The 17100-nt window shown below is 53.6% G+C and carries 20 protein-coding genes and 1 tRNA gene; 11 read left to right on the top strand and 10 right to left on the bottom strand.

Annotation, left to right across the window (positions count from 1 at the left end; all coding sequences use genetic code 11):
• Nucleotides 1–34 precede the first annotated feature (34 nt).
• The 4 genes from HBA55_RS16510 (at nucleotide 35) to HBA55_RS16495 (ending at nucleotide 3649) form a co-directional block, all read left to right on the top strand.
• Nucleotides 35–1033, top strand: coding sequence for a 1-aminocyclopropane-1-carboxylate deaminase/D-cysteine desulfhydrase (locus tag HBA55_RS16510; RefSeq protein WP_166993685.1), 999 nt, complete (start codon nucleotides 35–37; stop codon nucleotides 1031–1033).
• Nucleotides 1030–2013: a quinone oxidoreductase family protein gene (locus tag HBA55_RS16505; RefSeq protein WP_206019833.1), complete on the top strand. Its 984-nt coding sequence runs from the start codon at nucleotides 1030–1032 to the stop codon at nucleotides 2011–2013. The genes HBA55_RS16510 and HBA55_RS16505 overlap by 4 nt, the downstream gene beginning before the upstream one ends.
• 7 nt (nucleotides 2014–2020) lie before the next feature.
• On the top strand, nucleotides 2021–3007 hold the full coding sequence (locus HBA55_RS16500; RefSeq protein WP_166993683.1) for a 5'-nucleotidase: 987 nt from the start codon (nucleotides 2021–2023) through the stop codon (nucleotides 3005–3007).
• A gap of 120 nt (nucleotides 3008–3127) precedes the next feature.
• Nucleotides 3128–3649 (top strand): universal stress protein, encoded by a 522-nt coding sequence (locus HBA55_RS16495; protein WP_166993681.1) that lies wholly within the window; start codon nucleotides 3128–3130, stop codon nucleotides 3647–3649.
• Between the two features lie 29 nt (nucleotides 3650–3678).
• On the opposite strand, the gene HBA55_RS16490 is transcribed toward HBA55_RS16495, so the two are convergent.
• Nucleotides 3679–4455: a sulfite exporter TauE/SafE family protein gene (locus HBA55_RS16490; RefSeq protein WP_166993679.1), complete on the bottom strand. Its 777-nt coding sequence runs from the start codon at nucleotides 4453–4455 to the stop codon at nucleotides 3679–3681.
• A gap of 152 nt (nucleotides 4456–4607) precedes the next feature.
• Between HBA55_RS16490 and cysB the strand changes: the two genes are divergently transcribed.
• A complete protein-coding gene (gene cysB, locus HBA55_RS16485; RefSeq protein ID WP_166993677.1) occupies nucleotides 4608–5582 on the top strand; it encodes an HTH-type transcriptional regulator CysB in 975 nt (324 codons plus the stop codon).
• 64 nt (nucleotides 5583–5646) lie between these two features.
• Here cysB and HBA55_RS16480 read toward each other — a convergent pair whose 3' ends face one another.
• Both HBA55_RS16480 and HBA55_RS16475 read right to left on the bottom strand, forming a co-directional pair.
• A complete protein-coding gene (locus HBA55_RS16480) occupies nucleotides 5647–5982 on the bottom strand; it encodes a hypothetical protein (RefSeq protein WP_166993675.1) in 336 nt (111 codons plus the stop codon).
• Between the two features lie 77 nt (nucleotides 5983–6059).
• A complete protein-coding gene (locus tag HBA55_RS16475; RefSeq protein ID WP_166993673.1) occupies nucleotides 6060–6785 on the bottom strand; it encodes a phosphoadenylyl-sulfate reductase in 726 nt (241 codons plus the stop codon).
• 474 nt (nucleotides 6786–7259) lie between these two features.
• Here HBA55_RS16475 and thrH point away from each other — a divergent pair, with 474 nt between their 5' ends.
• Complete coding sequence (gene thrH, locus HBA55_RS16470) at nucleotides 7260–7877, top strand: bifunctional phosphoserine phosphatase/homoserine phosphotransferase ThrH (RefSeq protein WP_166993671.1); 618 nt, start codon at nucleotides 7260–7262, stop codon at nucleotides 7875–7877.
• A 46-nt stretch (nucleotides 7878–7923) separates the two neighbouring features.
• Here the strand turns inward: thrH and pabB are convergent, their stop codons facing one another.
• On the bottom strand, nucleotides 7924–9297 hold the full coding sequence (gene pabB, locus HBA55_RS16465; protein WP_166993669.1) for an aminodeoxychorismate synthase component I: 1374 nt from the start codon (nucleotides 9295–9297) through the stop codon (nucleotides 7924–7926).
• 72 nt (nucleotides 9298–9369) lie between these two features.
• Nucleotides 9370–10188, bottom strand: a complete 819-nt coding sequence (ppsR, locus tag HBA55_RS16460; protein WP_166993667.1) for a posphoenolpyruvate synthetase regulatory kinase/phosphorylase PpsR — start codon at nucleotides 10186–10188, stop codon at nucleotides 9370–9372.
• 160 nt (nucleotides 10189–10348) lie between these two features.
• Between ppsR and ppsA the strand changes: the two genes are divergently transcribed.
• From ppsA to HBA55_RS16435, 5 genes are read left to right on the top strand one after another with little or no spacing between them, the layout of a single operon-like run.
• Nucleotides 10349–12697, top strand: coding sequence for a phosphoenolpyruvate synthase (ppsA, locus tag HBA55_RS16455; protein WP_166993665.1), 2349 nt, complete (start codon nucleotides 10349–10351; stop codon nucleotides 12695–12697).
• 60 nt (nucleotides 12698–12757) lie between these two features.
• Nucleotides 12758–13744: an alpha/beta fold hydrolase gene (locus HBA55_RS16450; protein ID WP_166993663.1), complete on the top strand. Its 987-nt coding sequence runs from the start codon at nucleotides 12758–12760 to the stop codon at nucleotides 13742–13744.
• A complete protein-coding gene (locus HBA55_RS16445) occupies nucleotides 13704–14009 on the top strand; it encodes a Rieske (2Fe-2S) protein (protein ID WP_166993661.1) in 306 nt (101 codons plus the stop codon). The genes HBA55_RS16450 and HBA55_RS16445 overlap by 41 nt, the downstream gene beginning before the upstream one ends.
• Nucleotides 14010–14036: 27 nt before the next feature.
• Nucleotides 14037–14528, top strand: a complete 492-nt coding sequence (gene rraA, locus HBA55_RS16440) for a ribonuclease E activity regulator RraA (RefSeq protein WP_166993659.1) — start codon at nucleotides 14037–14039, stop codon at nucleotides 14526–14528.
• Between the two features lie 23 nt (nucleotides 14529–14551).
• Complete coding sequence (locus HBA55_RS16435; RefSeq protein WP_166993657.1) at nucleotides 14552–14956, top strand: secondary thiamine-phosphate synthase enzyme YjbQ; 405 nt, start codon at nucleotides 14552–14554, stop codon at nucleotides 14954–14956.
• 20 nt (nucleotides 14957–14976) lie between these two features.
• Here HBA55_RS16435 and tusB read toward each other — a convergent pair whose 3' ends face one another.
• From tusB to HBA55_RS16410, 5 genes are all read right to left on the bottom strand, one after another.
• Nucleotides 14977–15261, bottom strand: a complete 285-nt coding sequence (gene tusB, locus HBA55_RS16430) for a sulfurtransferase complex subunit TusB (protein WP_166993656.1) — start codon at nucleotides 15259–15261, stop codon at nucleotides 14977–14979.
• A 7-nt stretch (nucleotides 15262–15268) separates the two neighbouring features.
• On the bottom strand, nucleotides 15269–15619 hold the full coding sequence (locus HBA55_RS16425) for a DsrE family protein (RefSeq protein WP_166993654.1): 351 nt from the start codon (nucleotides 15617–15619) through the stop codon (nucleotides 15269–15271).
• On the bottom strand, nucleotides 15612–15992 hold the full coding sequence (tusD, locus tag HBA55_RS16420) for a sulfurtransferase complex subunit TusD (protein ID WP_166993652.1): 381 nt from the start codon (nucleotides 15990–15992) through the stop codon (nucleotides 15612–15614). The genes HBA55_RS16425 and tusD overlap by 8 nt, the downstream gene beginning before the upstream one ends.
• Before the next feature lie 54 nt (nucleotides 15993–16046).
• Entirely contained in the window at nucleotides 16047–16721 is a 675-nt protein-coding gene (locus tag HBA55_RS16415) for a Bax inhibitor-1/YccA family protein (protein ID WP_166993650.1), read from the bottom strand.
• 254 nt (nucleotides 16722–16975) lie between these two features.
• A tRNA-Ser gene (locus HBA55_RS16410) sits at nucleotides 16976–17063 on the bottom strand.
• Nucleotides 17064–17100 lie beyond the last annotated feature (37 nt).

Raw genomic sequence — 17100 nt, 5'->3', positions numbered from 1 at the left:
CGATAAGCTGCCTTTTGTGTTTTTGGGGGTAGCCATGATCGAATTTCCGCCACGTCTGTCGCTCGCGCAGACGCCCACACCCTTGCAGAAACTGGAAAGAGTCTCTGCTGAGCTGGGTGTGAACCTCTGGATAAAGCGGGATGACCTTACCGGAAGTGTCCTGAGTGGCAACAAAGTCCGTAAGCTGGAATTCAGCTTTGCAGAAGCGATGCGCCAAGGGTGCGATGCCGTTATCACCTGCGGTGGCCTGCAGTCCAATCATTGTCGGGCCACAGCACTGTTGGGGGCGCAGTTGGGATTAGAGGTGCATCTCGTATTGAGAGGCGAGCCAGAAGGTCCGGCCGACGGCAATTTACTGCTCGACTATTTGGCGGGGGCTCATATCAATGCCTACCCTGTGCGTCAGTTTGCGAGCGAACTTCAGGATTTGCTGCTGCAAAAACAGCGTGAACTGAAGCTCAAGGGTGTGAACGCAATGATTATACCAACGGGTGCCAGTGATGGTGTCGGGATCTGGGGTTACATTGCTGCTACCGAGGAGCTGCAGGTTGATTTTCACCGCCATCGAATTGTGCCTTCGCACGTCGTGTGCGCGACGGGATCTGGCGGTACCCAGGCCGGGTTGACTCTCGGTGCCTATCTCCATGGTTGGGACTCTCAGGTCTTGGGTATTGCCGTGTGCGATGATGAAGACTATTTTCAAAACAAGGTCCGGGCGGATATGCGAGCCTGGAAACGGGGTTACGATCGACATGAAGACGTGGAAGCTTGCGAAATTCACGTCCACGATGGGTACATTGGCCCCGGCTACGCCAAGGCGGACCCCGAAGTTTTTGAAACGATTGGCTGGTTGGCACGCACCGAAGGGATTGTGCTGGACCCGGTGTATACCGGCAAAGCCTTCTATGGACTGGTGCAAGAGATAAAAACTGGCGCATTGGCCGGTGCCAGGGATGTGGTGTTCGTGCACACCGGGGGCGTGTTTGGCATTTTCCCCCAAAAGCATCAATTTCAAACAGAGGAAGGCAGATGATGTCGGTACAGGGATTTACACTGAATGAACATGGAACATCGCAGGTGTTGTGCTGGGGGGACGTTACGGTACCTGCGCCTGGGCCTGGTGAAGTCAGGGTTCAGCACCGCGCGGTCGGCGTTAATTTCATCGACATCTACTTCCGTCAGGGGCTTTACCCTATGGATTTGCCCGGACGCCTGGGGCTTGAAGCGGCCGGCGTGGTCGAGGCTGTCGGCGAAGGTGTAACCGAGGTCAAAATCGGTCAACGGGTGAGCTATTGCATGTCGCCACTTGGAGCCTATGCGGAAGCTCACGTGGTGCCGGCCCGATGTCTGGTGCCGCTACCGGATGCCGTCAGCTTTGAGCAGGCGGCGGCGATTACCTTGAAAGGTCTGACCGCCGCCTTCCTGTTGCAGAGTCTTCGTCCCATGCAGAAGGGGGAGGATATTCTGGTATTTGCTGCGGCCGGTGGAGTGGGGCAGATTCTGTGTCAGTGGGGCAATCATTTGGGGCTGCGTGTTATTGGCGTCACCAGCTCAGAGTTAAAGCAACAGCAGGCGCTGGCTGCCGGCTGCACCGATGTTGTCCTGGCGAAAGATGATATTGCTCAGCAGGTCAGGCAGTTGACACAAGGTAAAGGTGTCGAAGTGGTTTATGACTCTGTGGGTGCGGATACCTTTGAACAGTCTTTGGATTGTGTTGCGCGGCGAGGGTGGCTGGTCAGTTATGGCAACGCCTCGGGTCCGGCACCTGCAATCGCACCGCTGACCCTCTTGCAAAAAGGGTCCATTGTCCTGACTCGACCGAGTCTGGCGGATTTTGTTGCTGATCGGGACGAACTGCTGGAGTTGTCGAGAACGTTGTTTACTGCCGTAGAGCAGGGGGTGGTGAAGGTCCAGATTGGGCAAACGTATCCCTTGCGAGAGGCTGCCGCAGCCCAGGACGCGTTGCAGGCACGCAAGACCACCGGCTCAACGGTGCTGACGCTGGAGGAGTAGGGCGGCTATGTCGGCTGTATTTGGTTCTAAGCTGGTTATTGCGATCTCCTCACGGGCGCTATTTGATCTGCGGGAGAGTCACGAGGTATATGAGAGCGAGGGTCTGGCTTCATACTCCCAGTATCAAGTCAGTCATGAAAACGATGTTCTCAAGCCCGGCGATGCGTTTTTTATTGTCCAGAAGCTGCTGAATCTCAATAGTTTGCTTGATGGTGAACCCCGGGTAGAGGTGATTTTACTGTCTCGAAACAGTGCCGACACGGGGTTAAGGGTCTTTAATTCCATTGAGCATTATGGTCTGGACATTTCCCGCGCCGCTTTCTGTGGTGGAGAAAGCCCCTATCGCTATATGTCCGCCTTTGGCTGCCATCTTTTTCTTTCGACGGATGCGATCGACGTGCGCCACGCCCTCGAAAATGGTGTGGCGGCAGCAACTTTGATGGCCTCCAACGTGGACACTGAGCAAAAGGATCAGCTGCGCTTTGCTTTCGATGGCGATGCGGTGCTGTTCTCAGACGAAGCGGAACGAGTCTACAAACAGCAGGGCTTGCAGGCCTTCGCCCAACAGGAAAAAGAACAGGCCAAAAACCCGCTGATGGGGGGGCCTTTTAAGCCGTTCCTGTCTGCCTTGCAGGGGCTGCAAAAGGAATTCAGAGATGAGCCAATGCCGATCAGAACGGCGCTGGTCACGGCGCGCTCAGCACCTGCTCACGAGCGAGTGATTCGAACCTTGCGAGCGTGGGACATCCGCATTGATGAATCCCTGTTCCTGGGCGGGCTGGACAAGGGCGCATTCCTGAAAGCCTACGGCGCCGACGTATTTTTTGATGACCAGCATAGCCACTGCGAGTCAGCCCGAGGCCATGTCGCCACCGGCCACGTCCCCCATGGTGTGGCAAATGAGCCCTCAGCTCGCAATGACCAGCCCTCAGCTCGCAATGACCAGCCTTCAGTTCCCAATATCCAGCCCTCTGCCTCTGAATCTGAAGTTTAATTCACCGCCTGTTTTCGCTTTTTTGTAATTTCCACCTTGAAAACTCCCATAGGATGCTATTCTTCTAGTTAAGAGTGACTAACTGAAGGTCAATTGGCGCTGAGGTATGGGAGCGTTAGGATGATTCAGACAATACTGTTCGCAACTGATCTGGGGCCGTTTTCGGCACATGCTATGGAGCATACGGTGGATCTGGCGGTCAGTCATCGGGCCAGGGTGGTCGTAGTACACGCCGTCGAACCTCTCAACAGCTTTGCTCAGGCTATGGTATCCACCTATCTGGACGAAACCACCTCGCCGGGAGACGGCTCAGCGCCTCTGCTCGCTTCCATCAAATCCCGTATCTTGCGGTCCCTGGCAGATGAGTGTTCCGATTCGGATCTCAGTTTTGAATATTTCTCGGATGTGTGTGTGGTCCAGGGACGGCCTGCAGAAGTGATCCTCAGAGAGGCAAACAGGGTAGGGGCAGACTTGATTGTCATGGGCAGCCATGGCCCGGAGGCCATGGGCAATAATATGCTGGGATCGGTGACTTCCCGCGTATTGCAGTTGTCCAAAGTTCCGGTCTATATGGTGCCCATGATCAGTCCCCGCAACTGGTGCAAGTTGTCTGATGAAGGGGTATATCATCGAGGGGCCTGAGCTTCTGTGCCCCGGAATGCCGGCAGGGGTTAGAACAGCGCGAATTTTACACCCAGTAACATCAGAATAATGGCGAGAATTGGCTGCAGCACCCGGTTGGGCAGATTGGCACCCAGTTTGGTTCCCAGGCTGACGGCGGGCAGAGAGCCAATCAACAGGCAGGCCAGCAGTACAAAGTCTACGTTCCCAAGGAAAATCAGGTGCCCCAGCCCCGCGATCAGAGTCAGCGGGACAGCGTGGGCGATATCAGTGCCCACAATCTGTTTGGCTTTTAGCGCCGGAAAGAGTACCAATAGAATTGCGGTGCCGATGGCGCCGGCGCCCACCGAACTCAAGGTGACGAAGATTCCCAGCAACAGCCCCATTACCACCGTTACCGGTGCCGCCTGACGTCTCAGCCAGCTGGTGGATGCCGTAGTTTGCGGTGCCTGCAGTCGCGACTTAAACAGCAGAACCGCGGAAGTCAGAATCAGCATCACACCGAGACTGGTGGTCAGCAGTGGCTTATAGTCGGCCGCACCATTAAAAACGGAATCCAGCAGCATGGCAGTAGCGATGGAGGCGGGGATGCTGCCGGCCCCGAGCAAACCCACAATTCGCCAGTTAATGGTGCCGTGCTTATGGTGCGCGACCACTCCGCCGGCCTTGGTAACTGCGGCGTAGAGGAGGTCGGTGCCTATCGCCACATGGTAGGGAAATCCAAACAGAATCAGCAGCGGAGTCATTAGCGAACCACCGCCCACACCGGTCACACCCACGGCCAATCCAACGGCTGCTCCTGCAAAAATATAAAGTAAGATTTCCATCAATATATAGGCTATGGTTATGTATAACGATGCTTGCTATAAGCTTTCGTAAAAATTGGTTGGCAAATATATCCATTTGTTACTATTCTGGAAAAGAATATTTTTTTATATTTTTATAATCGATCGACAGAATTGGGCCATTTGGAGGGCTTATGAAACTGCAGCAACTGCGCTACATTTGGGAAGTGGCTCATCACGATCTCAATGTTTCCGCGACTGCCCAAAGCTTGTACACCTCGCAACCAGGTATCAGCAAGCAGATTCGATTACTGGAAGATGAGCTGGGTGTGGAGGTCTTCTCCCGCAGCGGCAAACATCTGACAAGAATTACCCCGGCCGGTGAGGCCATTCTGAAAACCGCAGGCGAAATTCTCCGCAAGGTGGAGAGCATCAAGCAGGTTGCCCAGGAGTTCAGCAACGAGAAGAAAGGCAGCCTGTCTCTGGCCACGACTCATACCCAGGCTCGCTATGCGTTACCCAGCGTGATTGAGACCTTCATTAACCGTTACCCCGACGTATCCCTGCACATGCATCAGGGCACCCCTATGCAGATTTCTGAAATGGCCGCCGATGGCACTGTTGATTTTGCCGTGGCTACTGAGGCTCTGGAGCTGTTCAGTGATCTGATTATGATGCCGTGCTATCGCTGGAACCGCTGTATCGTGGTGCCCCGTAATCACCCTCTGTGTCAATTGTCTGAGCTGACGCTGGAGGAGGTGGCCAAGCACCCAATTGTTACCTATGTGTTCGGTTTTACCGGGCGCTCCAAGCTCGATGAGGCCTTTATTGAGAAGGGGCTGGCACCCAAGGTGGTGTTCACTGCTGCCGACGCCGACGTGATCAAGACCTATGTGCGACTGGGGCTGGGTGTGGGAATTATCGCCAAAATGGCCTATGACGAGACCTTGGATGAGGATCTGGTGGCACTGGATGCCAGCCATCTGTTCCAGTCCAGTGTGACCAAGATTGGCTTCCGTAGAGGTACATTCCTGCGGGGTTATATGTACGAATTTATCGAGTTGTTTGCGCCGCATCTGCACAAGGATATTGTGACTGAGGCCTACAACCGTCATTCAAAGGTGGAAGTGGAGGAGCTGTTCTCCAGTATTGAGTTGCCAACCTATTGATCTTGGCAGCGTGAATAGGGGAGGCCTTCAACAGCCTCCCTGATTTAGAGTCCCGAGTTCCGGATCAGATAAAGTCCAGATCCGGGTTGTCGTTCATGATTTCCTTCAGTTCTTCCTTCTCGCTGGTCTTTTGGGCCAGAACTTCCTTGGCAAACTTAAAATAGACAGTGTGAATCTTGACAGGCTGACCCTCTTCCTCGACAACGAAAAAGGGCGCGCGGTTTACGTTGTGCTCGGCTGCCAGCAGCATGCCGTCGCTGTTGCTGTCGCGCTCGTCAGCCACCAGAACTTCGTCGATGTATTGCATCTGATTGTTCTGTTCAAGCTTTTGAAGTACATCACCGCACTTTTTGCAGGGTGAGCCATCAGCCATTATTTTCTTAACCAGGGTGATTTTCACCTGTAGCTCCTTTCGTACTCTTGGCTCTGTCTCGTCCCGACTGGGGCAAGACTGCCGTTTCTGTTGATCAATATTGATTATTGTTCAATATTGGTGGCATGAAGCCCGCATTCTTTCTTGGTGGCTTCTTCCCACCACCAGCGACCTTCGCGCTCGTGTTGTCCAGGGCCAATAGGGCGGGTGCAGGGTTCGCAGCCGATGGAGACGAAACCGCGGTCATGCAGTTCATTGTAGGGGACGTCATAGGTGCGAATGTAGTTCCACACCTGTTTTGAGGTCCAGTTTGCCAGTGGGTTGAACTTGGTCAGCGTGTCATTTTCCCTGGCAAACACCTTGTCTTCCTGTATCACCGGGATCTGTGCACGGGTACCGGGGCTTTGGTCCCTGCGTTGACCGGTGACCCAGGCGTCCACTTCCAGCAGCTTGGCGCGCAGCGGTGCAATTTTGCGGATACTGCAGCACTCCTGGTGATTATCCTGATAGAAGCTGAACAGGCCTTTTTCCTGGACCAGTTCGCGCACGGCTTCACCGTCGGGGTAGCGGACGTCAATATAGATGCCATAGTGCTCGCGCACACGCTCGATAAACCGGTAAGTCTCCGGATGCAGGCGACCGGTATCCAGGCAAAACACCTCAACGTCGGGGTCGATCTTGTGGGCCATATCGATCAGGACCACATCTTCGGCGCCACTGAAGGAGATGGCAATGTTGCCATGTTGTTCGATGGCGAACTGAAGGATTTCCTGGGGTGACTGCTGTTGCAGTTGCTGGTCCAGGTCAACAGTGTCGAGCAGGTTTGACATGTGGTACTTCCTGAAATTCGGGCTAATCTGTTTTGGCATTGGAATGGCGGCGAAGGATACCAGAGGCTTTCATAACTTAAAAATAATCTAGGGCAATAGTCTTATAACCAAAGCTCGACGCCCGGAAGACTTGCGCAGATGTTGTCACTGACGCTGTTATCCAGTGGCGGATTGCTTATGTGAAACATCGATTGATGTTTGGTCATGTTGCCGGCATATCCGTCGTTTTATCTCTAGCATGTCAGTATATGCTAACCATATTGCTTTATCTAATAAAGGGGATCTCATTGATTTGTGTAAATTATAAACTGTAAGCTTATGATGAAGACTTAAAGTAATATATTAAGTGTTTCACGTGAAAACCGTTAAACCTGCCTAAAACTGTCTCGATCTGAAATTGCCTAGCTGCGGCGAAACAGGTAGATTGCCCGCTTTGCGATAAAGTAAACCTTGTGCAATCAACAGGAGTCACTTGTGGAACTGGCATGTTTGGATCTTGAAGGGGTGTTGATCCCGGAAATATGGATTAAGTTTGCTGAGAAAACCGGCATCGAAGCCCTCAAAGCCACTACCCGGGACATCCCGGATTATGATGAGCTGATGACCATGCGTCTGGCTGAGCTCGACAAACACAAATTGGGATTGAATGAAATCCAGGATGTGATCTCCACTCTGAGCCCCCTGGAAGGTGCCGGGGAATTTATCGACTGGTTGCGGGAACGTTTTCAGGTCATCATCCTGTCTGACACCTTTTATGAGTTTGCCGGCCCTCTGATGAAGCAGCTGGGTTACCCAACGCTGCTGTGCCACAAGCTCACTGTTGATGGCAGCGGTCGGGTGACTGATTACAACATCCGTCAGGCCAATCCTAAGCGCCAGTCCATCGTTGCCTTTAAATCCCTGTATTATCGCACTATCGCGGCGGGCGATTCTTACAATGACACCACCATGCTGGCGGAAGCAGATGCCGGTATTCTATTTAAGTCACCGCAAAACGTAATAGACGAGTTTCCGCAGTATCCCGCGGTCCACACCTATGAAGATCTCAAGCAAGAGTTTATCAAGGCCAGTATTCGCGATCTGAGCCTGTAAGCCGGCTTCAGCCAGTGGCACCCGTTTGGGGTGTCGCTGCAGGCGTTCAGAGCTGCTTGAGTGTTTCCAGAATCAGGCCGATTTTGGTAAGAGACTCTTGGTATTCACTCTCTGCATCTGAGTCGGCCACGATTCCACCACCGCCCCACACGTACATTTTCTCGCCGTTGGCCACCACGGTACGTATGGCGATATTGGTATCCATCTGGCCATCAAAACTGAAGTAGCCCAGGCTGCCGCAATAAACGGAACGGCGTCGGTTTTCCAGCTCCTCAATGACTTCCATGGCTCGAATTTTGGGGGCTCCGGTGATCGAACCGCCTGGAAAGCATGCGGCCAACAAATCAACGGCATTTTCACCGTCGTCGAGCTGCCCGGTGACGGAGCTGACCAAATGGTGAACGTTGGCGTAGCTCTCCAGCTCAAACAGCTTGGGAACTCTCACACTGTTAGGCACGCACACCTTACTGATGTCGTTGCGGAGCAGATCGACAATCATCAGGTTTTCCGCCTGATTCTTTTCACTCTGGCGCAGCTCCCGTGCCAGGTGTTCATCTTCGACCATGTTGACGCCTCTGGGCGCCGTCCCCTTGATCGGCTGGGTCAAAACCTGACCATCGCGACAGCTCAGAAAGCGTTCCGGCGACAGGCTCAGAATGGCGCCGTAGGGGGTTTCAAAGTAGCTGGAAAATTGAGAGGGCAACGCTTGCCTTAATTGCTCATAGGCAACCAGTGAATCACCCTGGTAAGCGGCTTCAAAACGCTGTGCAAAATTCACCTGATAGCAGTCGCCTGAAACAATATATTCTTTGATTGAGCCGATCTTCTGCAAGTAATCATTGCGGCTGAGGTTTGGTTTCAAGCTATTGAAATTAAAGTGTTTTTCTTGTTTTCTTGGGGGTTGGATCAGGTTCTGCTGCAGCGTTTGGAGAAAGGTTTCGCAAACCCCCGGCACCGCTACCAGCCAACTCTGTTGTTGTTGATGATCCTGAATGACCGCCCATTCATAGATTCCCATCAGAAGATCCGGTAACCCACAGTCTTCTTCAGTTTGATCGCAGAGGTGTTCTTGCTGCCGGCCCAAATCATAGGCCAGGTAACCCATGGCACCGCCGATAAAGGGCAGGTCACTATCAAAGGCCAGTGGCTGTTGTGCCAGCTCCTGCTTAATTGCTTGCCAGGGGTCGCTGTATTGACTGAATTGCCCCGAGGCTTGGTGACATTGGGTCAAGCCGTCGCGGCTGATCAATTGTTTCTTGGGGCCCGCGCTGATAATGTCAAACCGACCCCTCGTCTGGCGCGGACGACCACTGTCCAGCCATATGCCCCAACCCTGATCCCGCACTGCGCAAAAATAGCGACCGCTGTCCTCGAAATAGGGAAGCGGCAGGCGTTGGATGGCTTGGGAGGAGTGGCTCATGGTCAACGTGGCAGCGCAATTGTGTCAGGTTTATGAAAAGCGCGGCATTGTAGAAGTTCAACGTCAGTTTGGCTATCGCATGCTGCGTTCAATCCGGGTTTCTTTGAGAATTTTGGCCGAAATTTCTTCAATTGACAGCTCTGTGGAGTGTAAATAGGAAATACCGTGCCTATTGAAGAGATTTTCTGCGTACCGGACTTCGAAACTGCACTGTTCAAATGAGGCGTAATGGCTGTTGGCCCGCCGCTGGTGGCGAATAGAGGCCAGTCGATCGGGATCGATGGTGAGGCCAAACAGCTTGTCCCGATGCGGTAGCAGGGCCCTGGGAAGTCCTCCCTGGTCGATGTCCTCCTCTGTAATCGGGTAGTTGGCGGCCCGCACTCCGTAATGAAGCGCCAGGTACAAACACGTGGGTGTCTTGCCGCAGCGAGAAACACCGACCAGGATGATGTCGGCGTTCTCATATTCTGTCAGGCGGCTGCCGTCGTCGTTGTCGAGAGCGAAATTTACGGCCTCGATGCGGTCACTGTAACCCGGGTCCCCACTGATCGAGTGGGACACCCCGACTATCTGGCTGGCGGATGTCTTCAGCCACTGGCTCAGTCGTGGCAGGAAAGCCTCGAACAGATCCAGGTTGAATGCATCTGCCGATGCCAGCAGTGCCCTGATTTCCGGATTAACGATTGTGCTGAGCACCAGCGGTGGCTCGCCGTCGCTGGCGGTCTGATTGATGGTGTCCAAGGCTTCCGCCGCTCGGGCTTCCGTATCGATATAGGGCAGGGTGTGAACGTCAAACGGGACATCCGGGAATTGGGCCAACAGGCTGTGACCCAGATTTTCCGCAGTGATGCCCGTACTGTCGGAGATGATAAAGACCTGGCGATTCTTCATAACAATTCTTGTGTGACGAGTGGCTGGTGGACGTGAAAATCGGCGTTGCCATGTCGGGAAGATTAATAGCCGATCTGTGCGTATAATGCCGGAGTTTATAACCTCCGGTAAATGCCAGCCTTTACTGCTCGACGCCATCCCCGAAAGAAGGACTCTCTCAATGACTGACCCAGCCTATGTCATTTCACTCGCGCAAGTGCGACTGGCCGATCGTCCGCAGGTGGGAGACAAAAACGCGTGGCTGGGAGAAATGATGGAGGCCTTGTCGGGGGGCGGCGTCAGTGTTCCAGACGGATTCGTGGTGACGGTCCACAGCTTCCGGGAATTTCTGGCGAGCAATGACCTGAACGAAGACCTGTTTGAGGTGCTGGAAACGGTTGATGTCAGTGACCCTGATGCTCTGGCCAGAGTTTCTGTCGAGTTTCGGGACCGCATTGCTAAAGCGCCGTTCTCTCACTCGTTCGTGCAGCAGGTTTGTCAGGCGGTGGAAGCGCTTGAAACGCGGTCGCCGGAGTGCTCCTTCTCGGTACGCGCTTCCCTTTATGGATCGCCGGTGAGTCAGCTGGAGAGCAAGTTGAATGTTCACGGTGGAGAAGGGGTTATCGACGCGATCAAGAGCCTGTATGTGGCTTTGTTTTCTGAGCGGTCGATAAGCTACCGTGCCTACCAGGGTAACAGCCATAGAGAGGTGTCTCTGGCGGTCACCGTGCAGGCGATGGTTAGAAGCGATCTGTCGATCAGTGGCGTAATGTCCACATTGGATTGCCAGACCGGTTTTGATCAGGTGGTGCTCCTTAATGCCACATACGGGTTGGGCGAAGCGGTGACGAAAGGGATGGTTAATCCTGACGAGCTCTGTTTGTACAAAACTGCATTGGAACAAGGCAAATCGCCAGTGCTCCGCCGCAAATTGGGTAGCAAGACCCAAAGGTTGATCTACGCCAGTGATGGCAGCGGCGTTGAGGCCCAACCTGTGGATGATGAAGATGCGCGTTTGTTCAGTTTGACTGACGGTGAGGCGGAGGCGCTGGGCAAATTGGCATTGTGTATCGAAAAATATTTTGGCACGCCGGTTGATGTGGAGTGGGCAAAGGACGGGCTGACCGAGAAACTCTATATTCTGCAGGCGAACCCGGCAAGGGTGGAAACCCGCGCTCAGTCCTATGAGCGATATCAGTTGAAGGGCGGTAGTTCAGTACTTGCGCAGGGCCGTAGCATTGGCCAGCGCATTGGCAGTGGCGTGGTTCGAATCGTTGCCCGTACGGAAGACATTTCGTCGTTGCGGGATGGAGAAGTGTTGGTGGCCGATCACACAGATCCTGATTGGGAACCGGCGATCAAGCGTGCCAGTGCGATTGTGACTAATCGTGGCGGACGCACCTGTCACGCCGCAATCATTGCCAGGGAGTTCGGCATCCCCGCAGTTGTTGGTTGCGGTGACGCAACCGAGTTGCTGTCCACTGGTCAGTTGGTGACGGTTTCCTGTGCCGAGGGTGATACCGGATATGTCTATGATGGACAACTGCCGTATGAGGTCGAGCGTCGTAACATAGGCAGCATGCCGGATCTGCCTTTCCAGTTGATGTTGAATGTGGGCAACCCCGACAGAGCTTTTGACTTTCAGCGTTTGCCTCATGCCGGTGTGGGTCTGGCGCGTCTGGAATTTATCATCAATCGGATGGTGGGCGTTCATCCCAATGCACTGTTGCAATATTCGTCCATGCCACCGAGCATTCGAGCACAAATAGATCGTCAAATGGCGGGCTATGCCAGTCCCGTTGAATTCTTTGTGCAGAAGCTGGCGGAAGGCATTGCCATGCTGGCTGCGGCGTTTGCACCGCACAAGGTGGTTGTCCGTTTATCGGATTTCAAATCCAATGAATATGCCCATCTGATCGGTGGTGATCAATTCGAACCTCTGGAGGAAAATCCCATGTTGGGGTTTCGGGGCTCGGCGCGATTTACTTCCCGCTCATTTGCGGAGAGCTTCGCTCTGGAGTGTCGGGCGATCAAATGGGTACGCGAAGAAATCGGTTTAACCAACGTCGAAATTATGGTCCCGTTTGTCAGAACTCTGGCGGAAGCGCAGCAGGTCAATGACGTATTGGCCGATAACGGTCTTGTGCGCGGAGAGCAGGGGTTGAGAGTGATTATGATGTGCGAGCTGCCGGCCAATGCATTAATGGCCGACGAGTTTTTACACTATTTTGATGGTTTTTCTATTGGCTCAAACGATTTAACCCAGCTAACCTTAGGGTTGGATCGGGATTCAGGTTTGGTCGCTCAGCAATTCGATGAGCGTAACCCAGCGGTAAAAAAACTGTTACAAATGGCAATAGGCAGCTGCAAAAAAGCCGGCAAGTACGTCGGTATTTGCGGTCAGGGACCATCGGACCATTTGGACTTTGCCGTTTGGTTGATGGAGCAGGGAATCGACAGTATTTCTCTTAATCCGGACTCACTGGTTGAAACCTGGTTGCATCTCAGTCATGTATCGAACAATGCATAATTAGCGATCACGATCAGATCAAAGTTTAGAATCCGTCAAAAGTTGTAGCGAGCGAGTTCGGTGAAAAGTAGCAGTCGTTTTTTTCCTGCACGTCTGATGGGTGCCGATGTGCAATGCGGTATTGCCGAAGATGTGTATCTGATCAAACCCAATACCAGTCCGGATAAATCTGTCGAGTTGGCATTGACGCATTTATCGGTTCCGGACGAGTCGGAGATCGAACAGCCTCGCCCTCTGGGGCTCACGGTTGCCCTGTTGCACGGCAGTTTTCAAAATCGTCGCCTGTGGCTGCCGGAATGTGGCGGCGGGCTCGCCCGCGGTCTTGTCCAGGCAGGTGTTGATGTCTGGTTGATGGAAGCTCGTGGGCATGGTCTGTCGCCAATCAATCAGGAGTTTGAACAGGGGACGCTGGTGGACTACGCCAGGTATGACATTCCGGCCGCGAATCTGTTTATTCACGAACAATGCGAGAGGGCGGTTCACTGGCTCGGCCACGGTGCCGGAGCCGGTGCATTGCTCATGGCACTGGCATCTCAATCCGCTGCTCGCGAAACCATATCCTCCGTGACAGGCATCGGGGTACCGTTTTATCGAGCCACCTGGTCACGTATTCCCGGTCTCAATCTGGGGCGCTCGCTGACCAGGGGGCGCCTGCAGTCGCAATCCGAGTTAGGTCCGGAAACGGAGCCCTCCAGCCTGTTGCTGCAAATGCAGAGGGAGAGTCAGTGGCTGCGTAACCGCGGTGAGGCGCTGGGGTTGGACTTGTGGCGGGCCCTGCAAGAGATTGAAACACCCATTCAGTGGCTGGGCGATTCACCGGATCTCGAGGGCTGGGATCCCGGTTTGGCACAACTCAATGCTTCGGGTCAGATGACAACGCTTAACTCACACATAGAATCCCAGGCCTGGTCTGCCGAGTCGATAGCGAATACCTTGACGAATGCGACGAAAGTCGCCAGTCTGCAGGAAACACTCATTGCTCAGTACGCCAGGGGAGCGACTGAAGATGACCTATTATCCACTGGAGAAGCTGCACCAGCTCTATGATGGTTATCAGCGCGCGTTCCGTGTTCAGGGGCTGGAGCTGTTGCTGATTCAGGACCAGCAGCGCACTTACCTGATTGAAAACCGCTGTCCTCATATGGATGCCCCATTGACCTACGCTAGCATTCGCGATGGGGTCATCCGTTGTCCGATGCATGGTATTGAGTTTAACCTCGATAGTGGGCAAGGGCGTGCGCCTGGCTGCCTCCAGCCTCTCAAGTCTTATACACCTGTTTACGAAGGCAACACTATCGGTATTGTGATATAACGTCGCCTTTAGCTGATAGGAGACGTTATGGAATACCTCACTCCGGATCTATGTGATGCCTACCCAGAGCTTGTGCGTGTTGTTGAGCCCATGTTCAACAACTACGGCGGTCGCCGCTCATTTGATGGGGAAATCGTAACCATTAAGTGCTTTGAAGATAATTCGCTGGTGCGTGAGCAAGTGGCGGAGCCCGGTCAGGGCAAGGTGTTAGTGGTCGATGCCGGTGGATCACTGCGCCGTGCCTGCCTGGGCGACATGTTGGCGGAAAAGGCGGTCAATAACGGTTGGGAGGGCATACTGATGTACGGTTGCATTCGTGACGTTGATGCCATTGGTGCTCTTGATCTTGGAGTGCAGGCGTTGAACACCCATCCGATGAAGACTGAGAAAAAAGGCATTGGTGATCTCAATGTGGCCGTGACCTTTGGGGGAGTGACTTTTAGCCCCGGTGAGTATGTTTACGCGGATAACAATGGCGTTATCGTTTCTGCACAACCTTTGAGTATGCCGGGCGTATGAATGAAGGCTAGGGAGAGAGTGTTGTGATCAAAGTCCTGGATGTAAAGACACCGGGCCAGGGATTGCACGATGTGACCCGGTCGGTCTGTGATCTGGTATCGGGCTGTGGGATGAATGAGGGGCTATGTACGCTCTATATTCAGCATACTTCGGCCAGCCTATTGATCCAGGAAAATTATGATCCCAGCGCTCGTGTGGATCTGGAGCATTGGCTCAACCGACTGGTGCCCGAGTCCGACCCGATTTATACCCATACCCTTGAGGGGCCGGACGATATGCCGGCCCATATCAAGGCTGCGCTGACGGCGACGTCGCTGTCTATTCCGGTGCTTGCCGGTAAATTAGCACTGGGAACCTGGCAAGGTATTTTTCTTTGGGAACATCGGCATCGGGCGCATGAGCGACAGATACTCATTCACCTCGCCTAAGCTGACGCCGTGCATATAAGCTAACGCCAAGTATGAACGGGCTTGTGCCGGGTGCAGAGCTCTACAAAACCATCGTAACTCAGTGGTTTGAATGGCGATTGCAGCTGACTCTCCATTCCTCGTCCAGCCAGGTCATCTTCGAGAACCCAGAACTCCACCTCTTGGGGAAGTGAATCGTGCACTTTGCAAGCCTCAAGAACACCATTCTGAATCAGGATGAGCGCATCACCGGAAGCAGCCACAGCGGTACAGGTATCGAAGTTCGGGCGCTCTGACCGACTGTGTTGAATAATATGCAAAGTCATGGTGGCGTCAAAAGTGAAAAACCGTGTCTTGGTCAGTCAATAGCTGGCCTATCTCATCCAAAGCCAGTGGGCTGGCATCGACAACGAAAGGCGATGTCAGTGACAGTTGGTCTATAGCCTGACGATCAGCATAAACTCCCTCAATGCCAAACATGGCGGCCATTTGCAGTAATTCACCAGGACTTTTGCTGTTGTCTACGGGCCGGGTGGGGGCGAGCAGGGTGACGGCATCCCCGAGTAGCAGTAAGTTGATTTGTTGATCAAAAACAGCGCTGGCCAGTGCGGCATCCAGGCCTTCTCTTACGGCGGGGTTTTCGCCGCAGGCACTGATGACAAACAGCATTTTACGTTTAGCCAAAGCTGATCACCCGGTCCGCCGAAACCCCGGCATCAGCCAGCTGCCCCAGCCCCGAGAGTTCAAATCCCGGCAACAGGTTCTCACCGTTGAGACCGAGTCTTCTGGCATTTGAGGCATCGACAATACCACGTTTTAAGGCTGCGGAAATGCAGACCACCAGATCAACGCCGTGAACCTGGTGAAGTTGCTGCCAGCGTTGCTGAATAGCTGATTCCGGTTCGCTATGCAGGGCGGAGCCGTTAAGTGTGCCATCACCGGAAAAAAACACCCGATAGAGCTGGTGCCCTTGTTGCAGGAGGCTGTGGGCAAAACGCAAAGCGCTTTCGCTGTAGGGGGCGGTCGGTGGAGACTGAACCACCAGGGCGAACTTCATTGTGGGATCAAAAGATAAGATGCGCCCCTTTTTAATAGGGGCGCGGATAGCAATTTAGTCGTCGCTGGCACCGATCAGGTGCAGCAGGGCAACGAACAGGTTGTATATGTTCAGGTAGAGTGAAACGGTGGCCATGATGTAGTTGGTCTCGCCACCATTTACAATGCGGCTGGTATCAAACAGGATGAACCCGGACATCAGGAACACGATGGCTGCACTGATCGCCAGAGAGGCGCCAGCTATGTGAACCCCGAAGAAGCCGGCGACCATCAGGCCGAGGGCACACAGCAGGACAACAATCAGGCCGGTTACCAGGAAGCCTCGCATAAAGCTAAAGTCTTTCTTGGTGGTCAGAACGTAACCGGACAGACCAAAGAAGACCATTGCCGTGCCGGCCAGAGCCTGCAGAACAATCTGGGAGCCATTGCTCATGGCCAGATAATAATTCAAGGTGGGGCCAAGGGAGGCACCGAGTAGAGCGGTGAATCCGAAGACAACGTAGATACCTGAGCTTGAATTCGCGGTTCTGGGCAGAACGAACCAGACCAGGGCGAGGGCGGCCAGGTTCATGACCAGTGCGGCACCGCGACCCAGGCCTACAGCCATGGCAATGCCACAGGCAATGGCGCTGACGCCCATGGTCAAAGCGAGCAGCATGTAAGTGTTCTTCAGAACTTTATTGGTGGAGACAGCAGACTGGGTCTGCGTCTGAGAGTATACCTGTTGCATGATCAATCTCCGTTGAGAGCTGTTCCAAAACGTTATGCTGCCATAATACAAACCATTGGGGCAAAATCAAGATGCTTAACGCTTCTAAATGTGCGGCTTAAGTAGTTGATTTTAGTTACAAAAATATGGCGGATACACTCGTGAAAAGTGAGGGTATTCAGCGACAGCGAAAAATGAAAACCAATTGTCGTCATCAATGGCGATGATGAGCTTGTCGATAACAGCAGGGGAGGGGCGAAAAAGAAGAGGAAGGATGGCGGTGGGGCAGGGATTCGAACCCTGGGAGCTGTTACACTCAACGGTTTTCAAGACCGCCGCTTTCGACCACTCAGCCACCCCACCGGAACGAAGGGCATTATACATAGGTTTGCGCCCACGG

This window comes from Pseudomaricurvus alkylphenolicus, assembly GCF_011683955.1.
Taxonomy (GTDB): domain Bacteria; phylum Pseudomonadota; class Gammaproteobacteria; order Pseudomonadales; family Cellvibrionaceae; genus Pseudomaricurvus; species Pseudomaricurvus alkylphenolicus.
This window is presented reverse-complemented; position numbering and strand designations above follow the sequence as displayed.

Excerpts from the sequence above, each read along its gene's own strand:
- HBA55_RS16510 (WP_166993685.1), top strand. The coding sequence starts at position 35 with ATGATCGAATTTCCGCCACGTCTGTCGCTCGCGCAGACGCCCACACCC.
- HBA55_RS16505 (WP_206019833.1), top strand. The coding sequence starts at position 1,030 with ATGATGTCGGTACAGGGATTTACACTGAATGAACATGGAACATCGCAG.
- HBA55_RS16500 (WP_166993683.1), top strand. The coding sequence starts at position 2,021 with ATGTCGGCTGTATTTGGTTCTAAGCTGGTTATTGCGATCTCCTCACGG.
- HBA55_RS16495 (WP_166993681.1), top strand. The coding sequence starts at position 3,128 with ATGATTCAGACAATACTGTTCGCAACTGATCTGGGGCCGTTTTCGGCA.
- HBA55_RS16490 (WP_166993679.1), bottom strand. The coding sequence starts at position 4,455 with ATGGAAATCTTACTTTATATTTTTGCAGGAGCAGCCGTTGGATTGGCC.
- cysB (WP_166993677.1), top strand. The coding sequence starts at position 4,608 with ATGAAACTGCAGCAACTGCGCTACATTTGGGAAGTGGCTCATCACGAT.
- HBA55_RS16475 (WP_166993673.1), bottom strand. The coding sequence starts at position 6,785 with ATGTCAAACCTGCTCGACACTGTTGACCTGGACCAGCAACTGCAACAG.
- pabB (WP_166993669.1), bottom strand. The coding sequence starts at position 9,297 with ATGAGCCACTCCTCCCAAGCCATCCAACGCCTGCCGCTTCCCTATTTC.
- ppsR (WP_166993667.1), bottom strand. The coding sequence starts at position 10,188 with ATGAAGAATCGCCAGGTCTTTATCATCTCCGACAGTACGGGCATCACT.
- ppsA (WP_166993665.1), top strand. The coding sequence starts at position 10,349 with ATGACTGACCCAGCCTATGTCATTTCACTCGCGCAAGTGCGACTGGCC.
- HBA55_RS16445 (WP_166993661.1), top strand. The coding sequence starts at position 13,704 with ATGACCTATTATCCACTGGAGAAGCTGCACCAGCTCTATGATGGTTAT.
- rraA (WP_166993659.1), top strand. The coding sequence starts at position 14,037 with ATGGAATACCTCACTCCGGATCTATGTGATGCCTACCCAGAGCTTGTG.
- tusB (WP_166993656.1), bottom strand. The coding sequence starts at position 15,261 with ATGACTTTGCATATTATTCAACACAGTCGGTCAGAGCGCCCGAACTTC.
- tusD (WP_166993652.1), bottom strand. The coding sequence starts at position 15,992 with ATGAAGTTCGCCCTGGTGGTTCAGTCTCCACCGACCGCCCCCTACAGC.
- HBA55_RS16415 (WP_166993650.1), bottom strand. The coding sequence starts at position 16,721 with ATGCAACAGGTATACTCTCAGACGCAGACCCAGTCTGCTGTCTCCACC.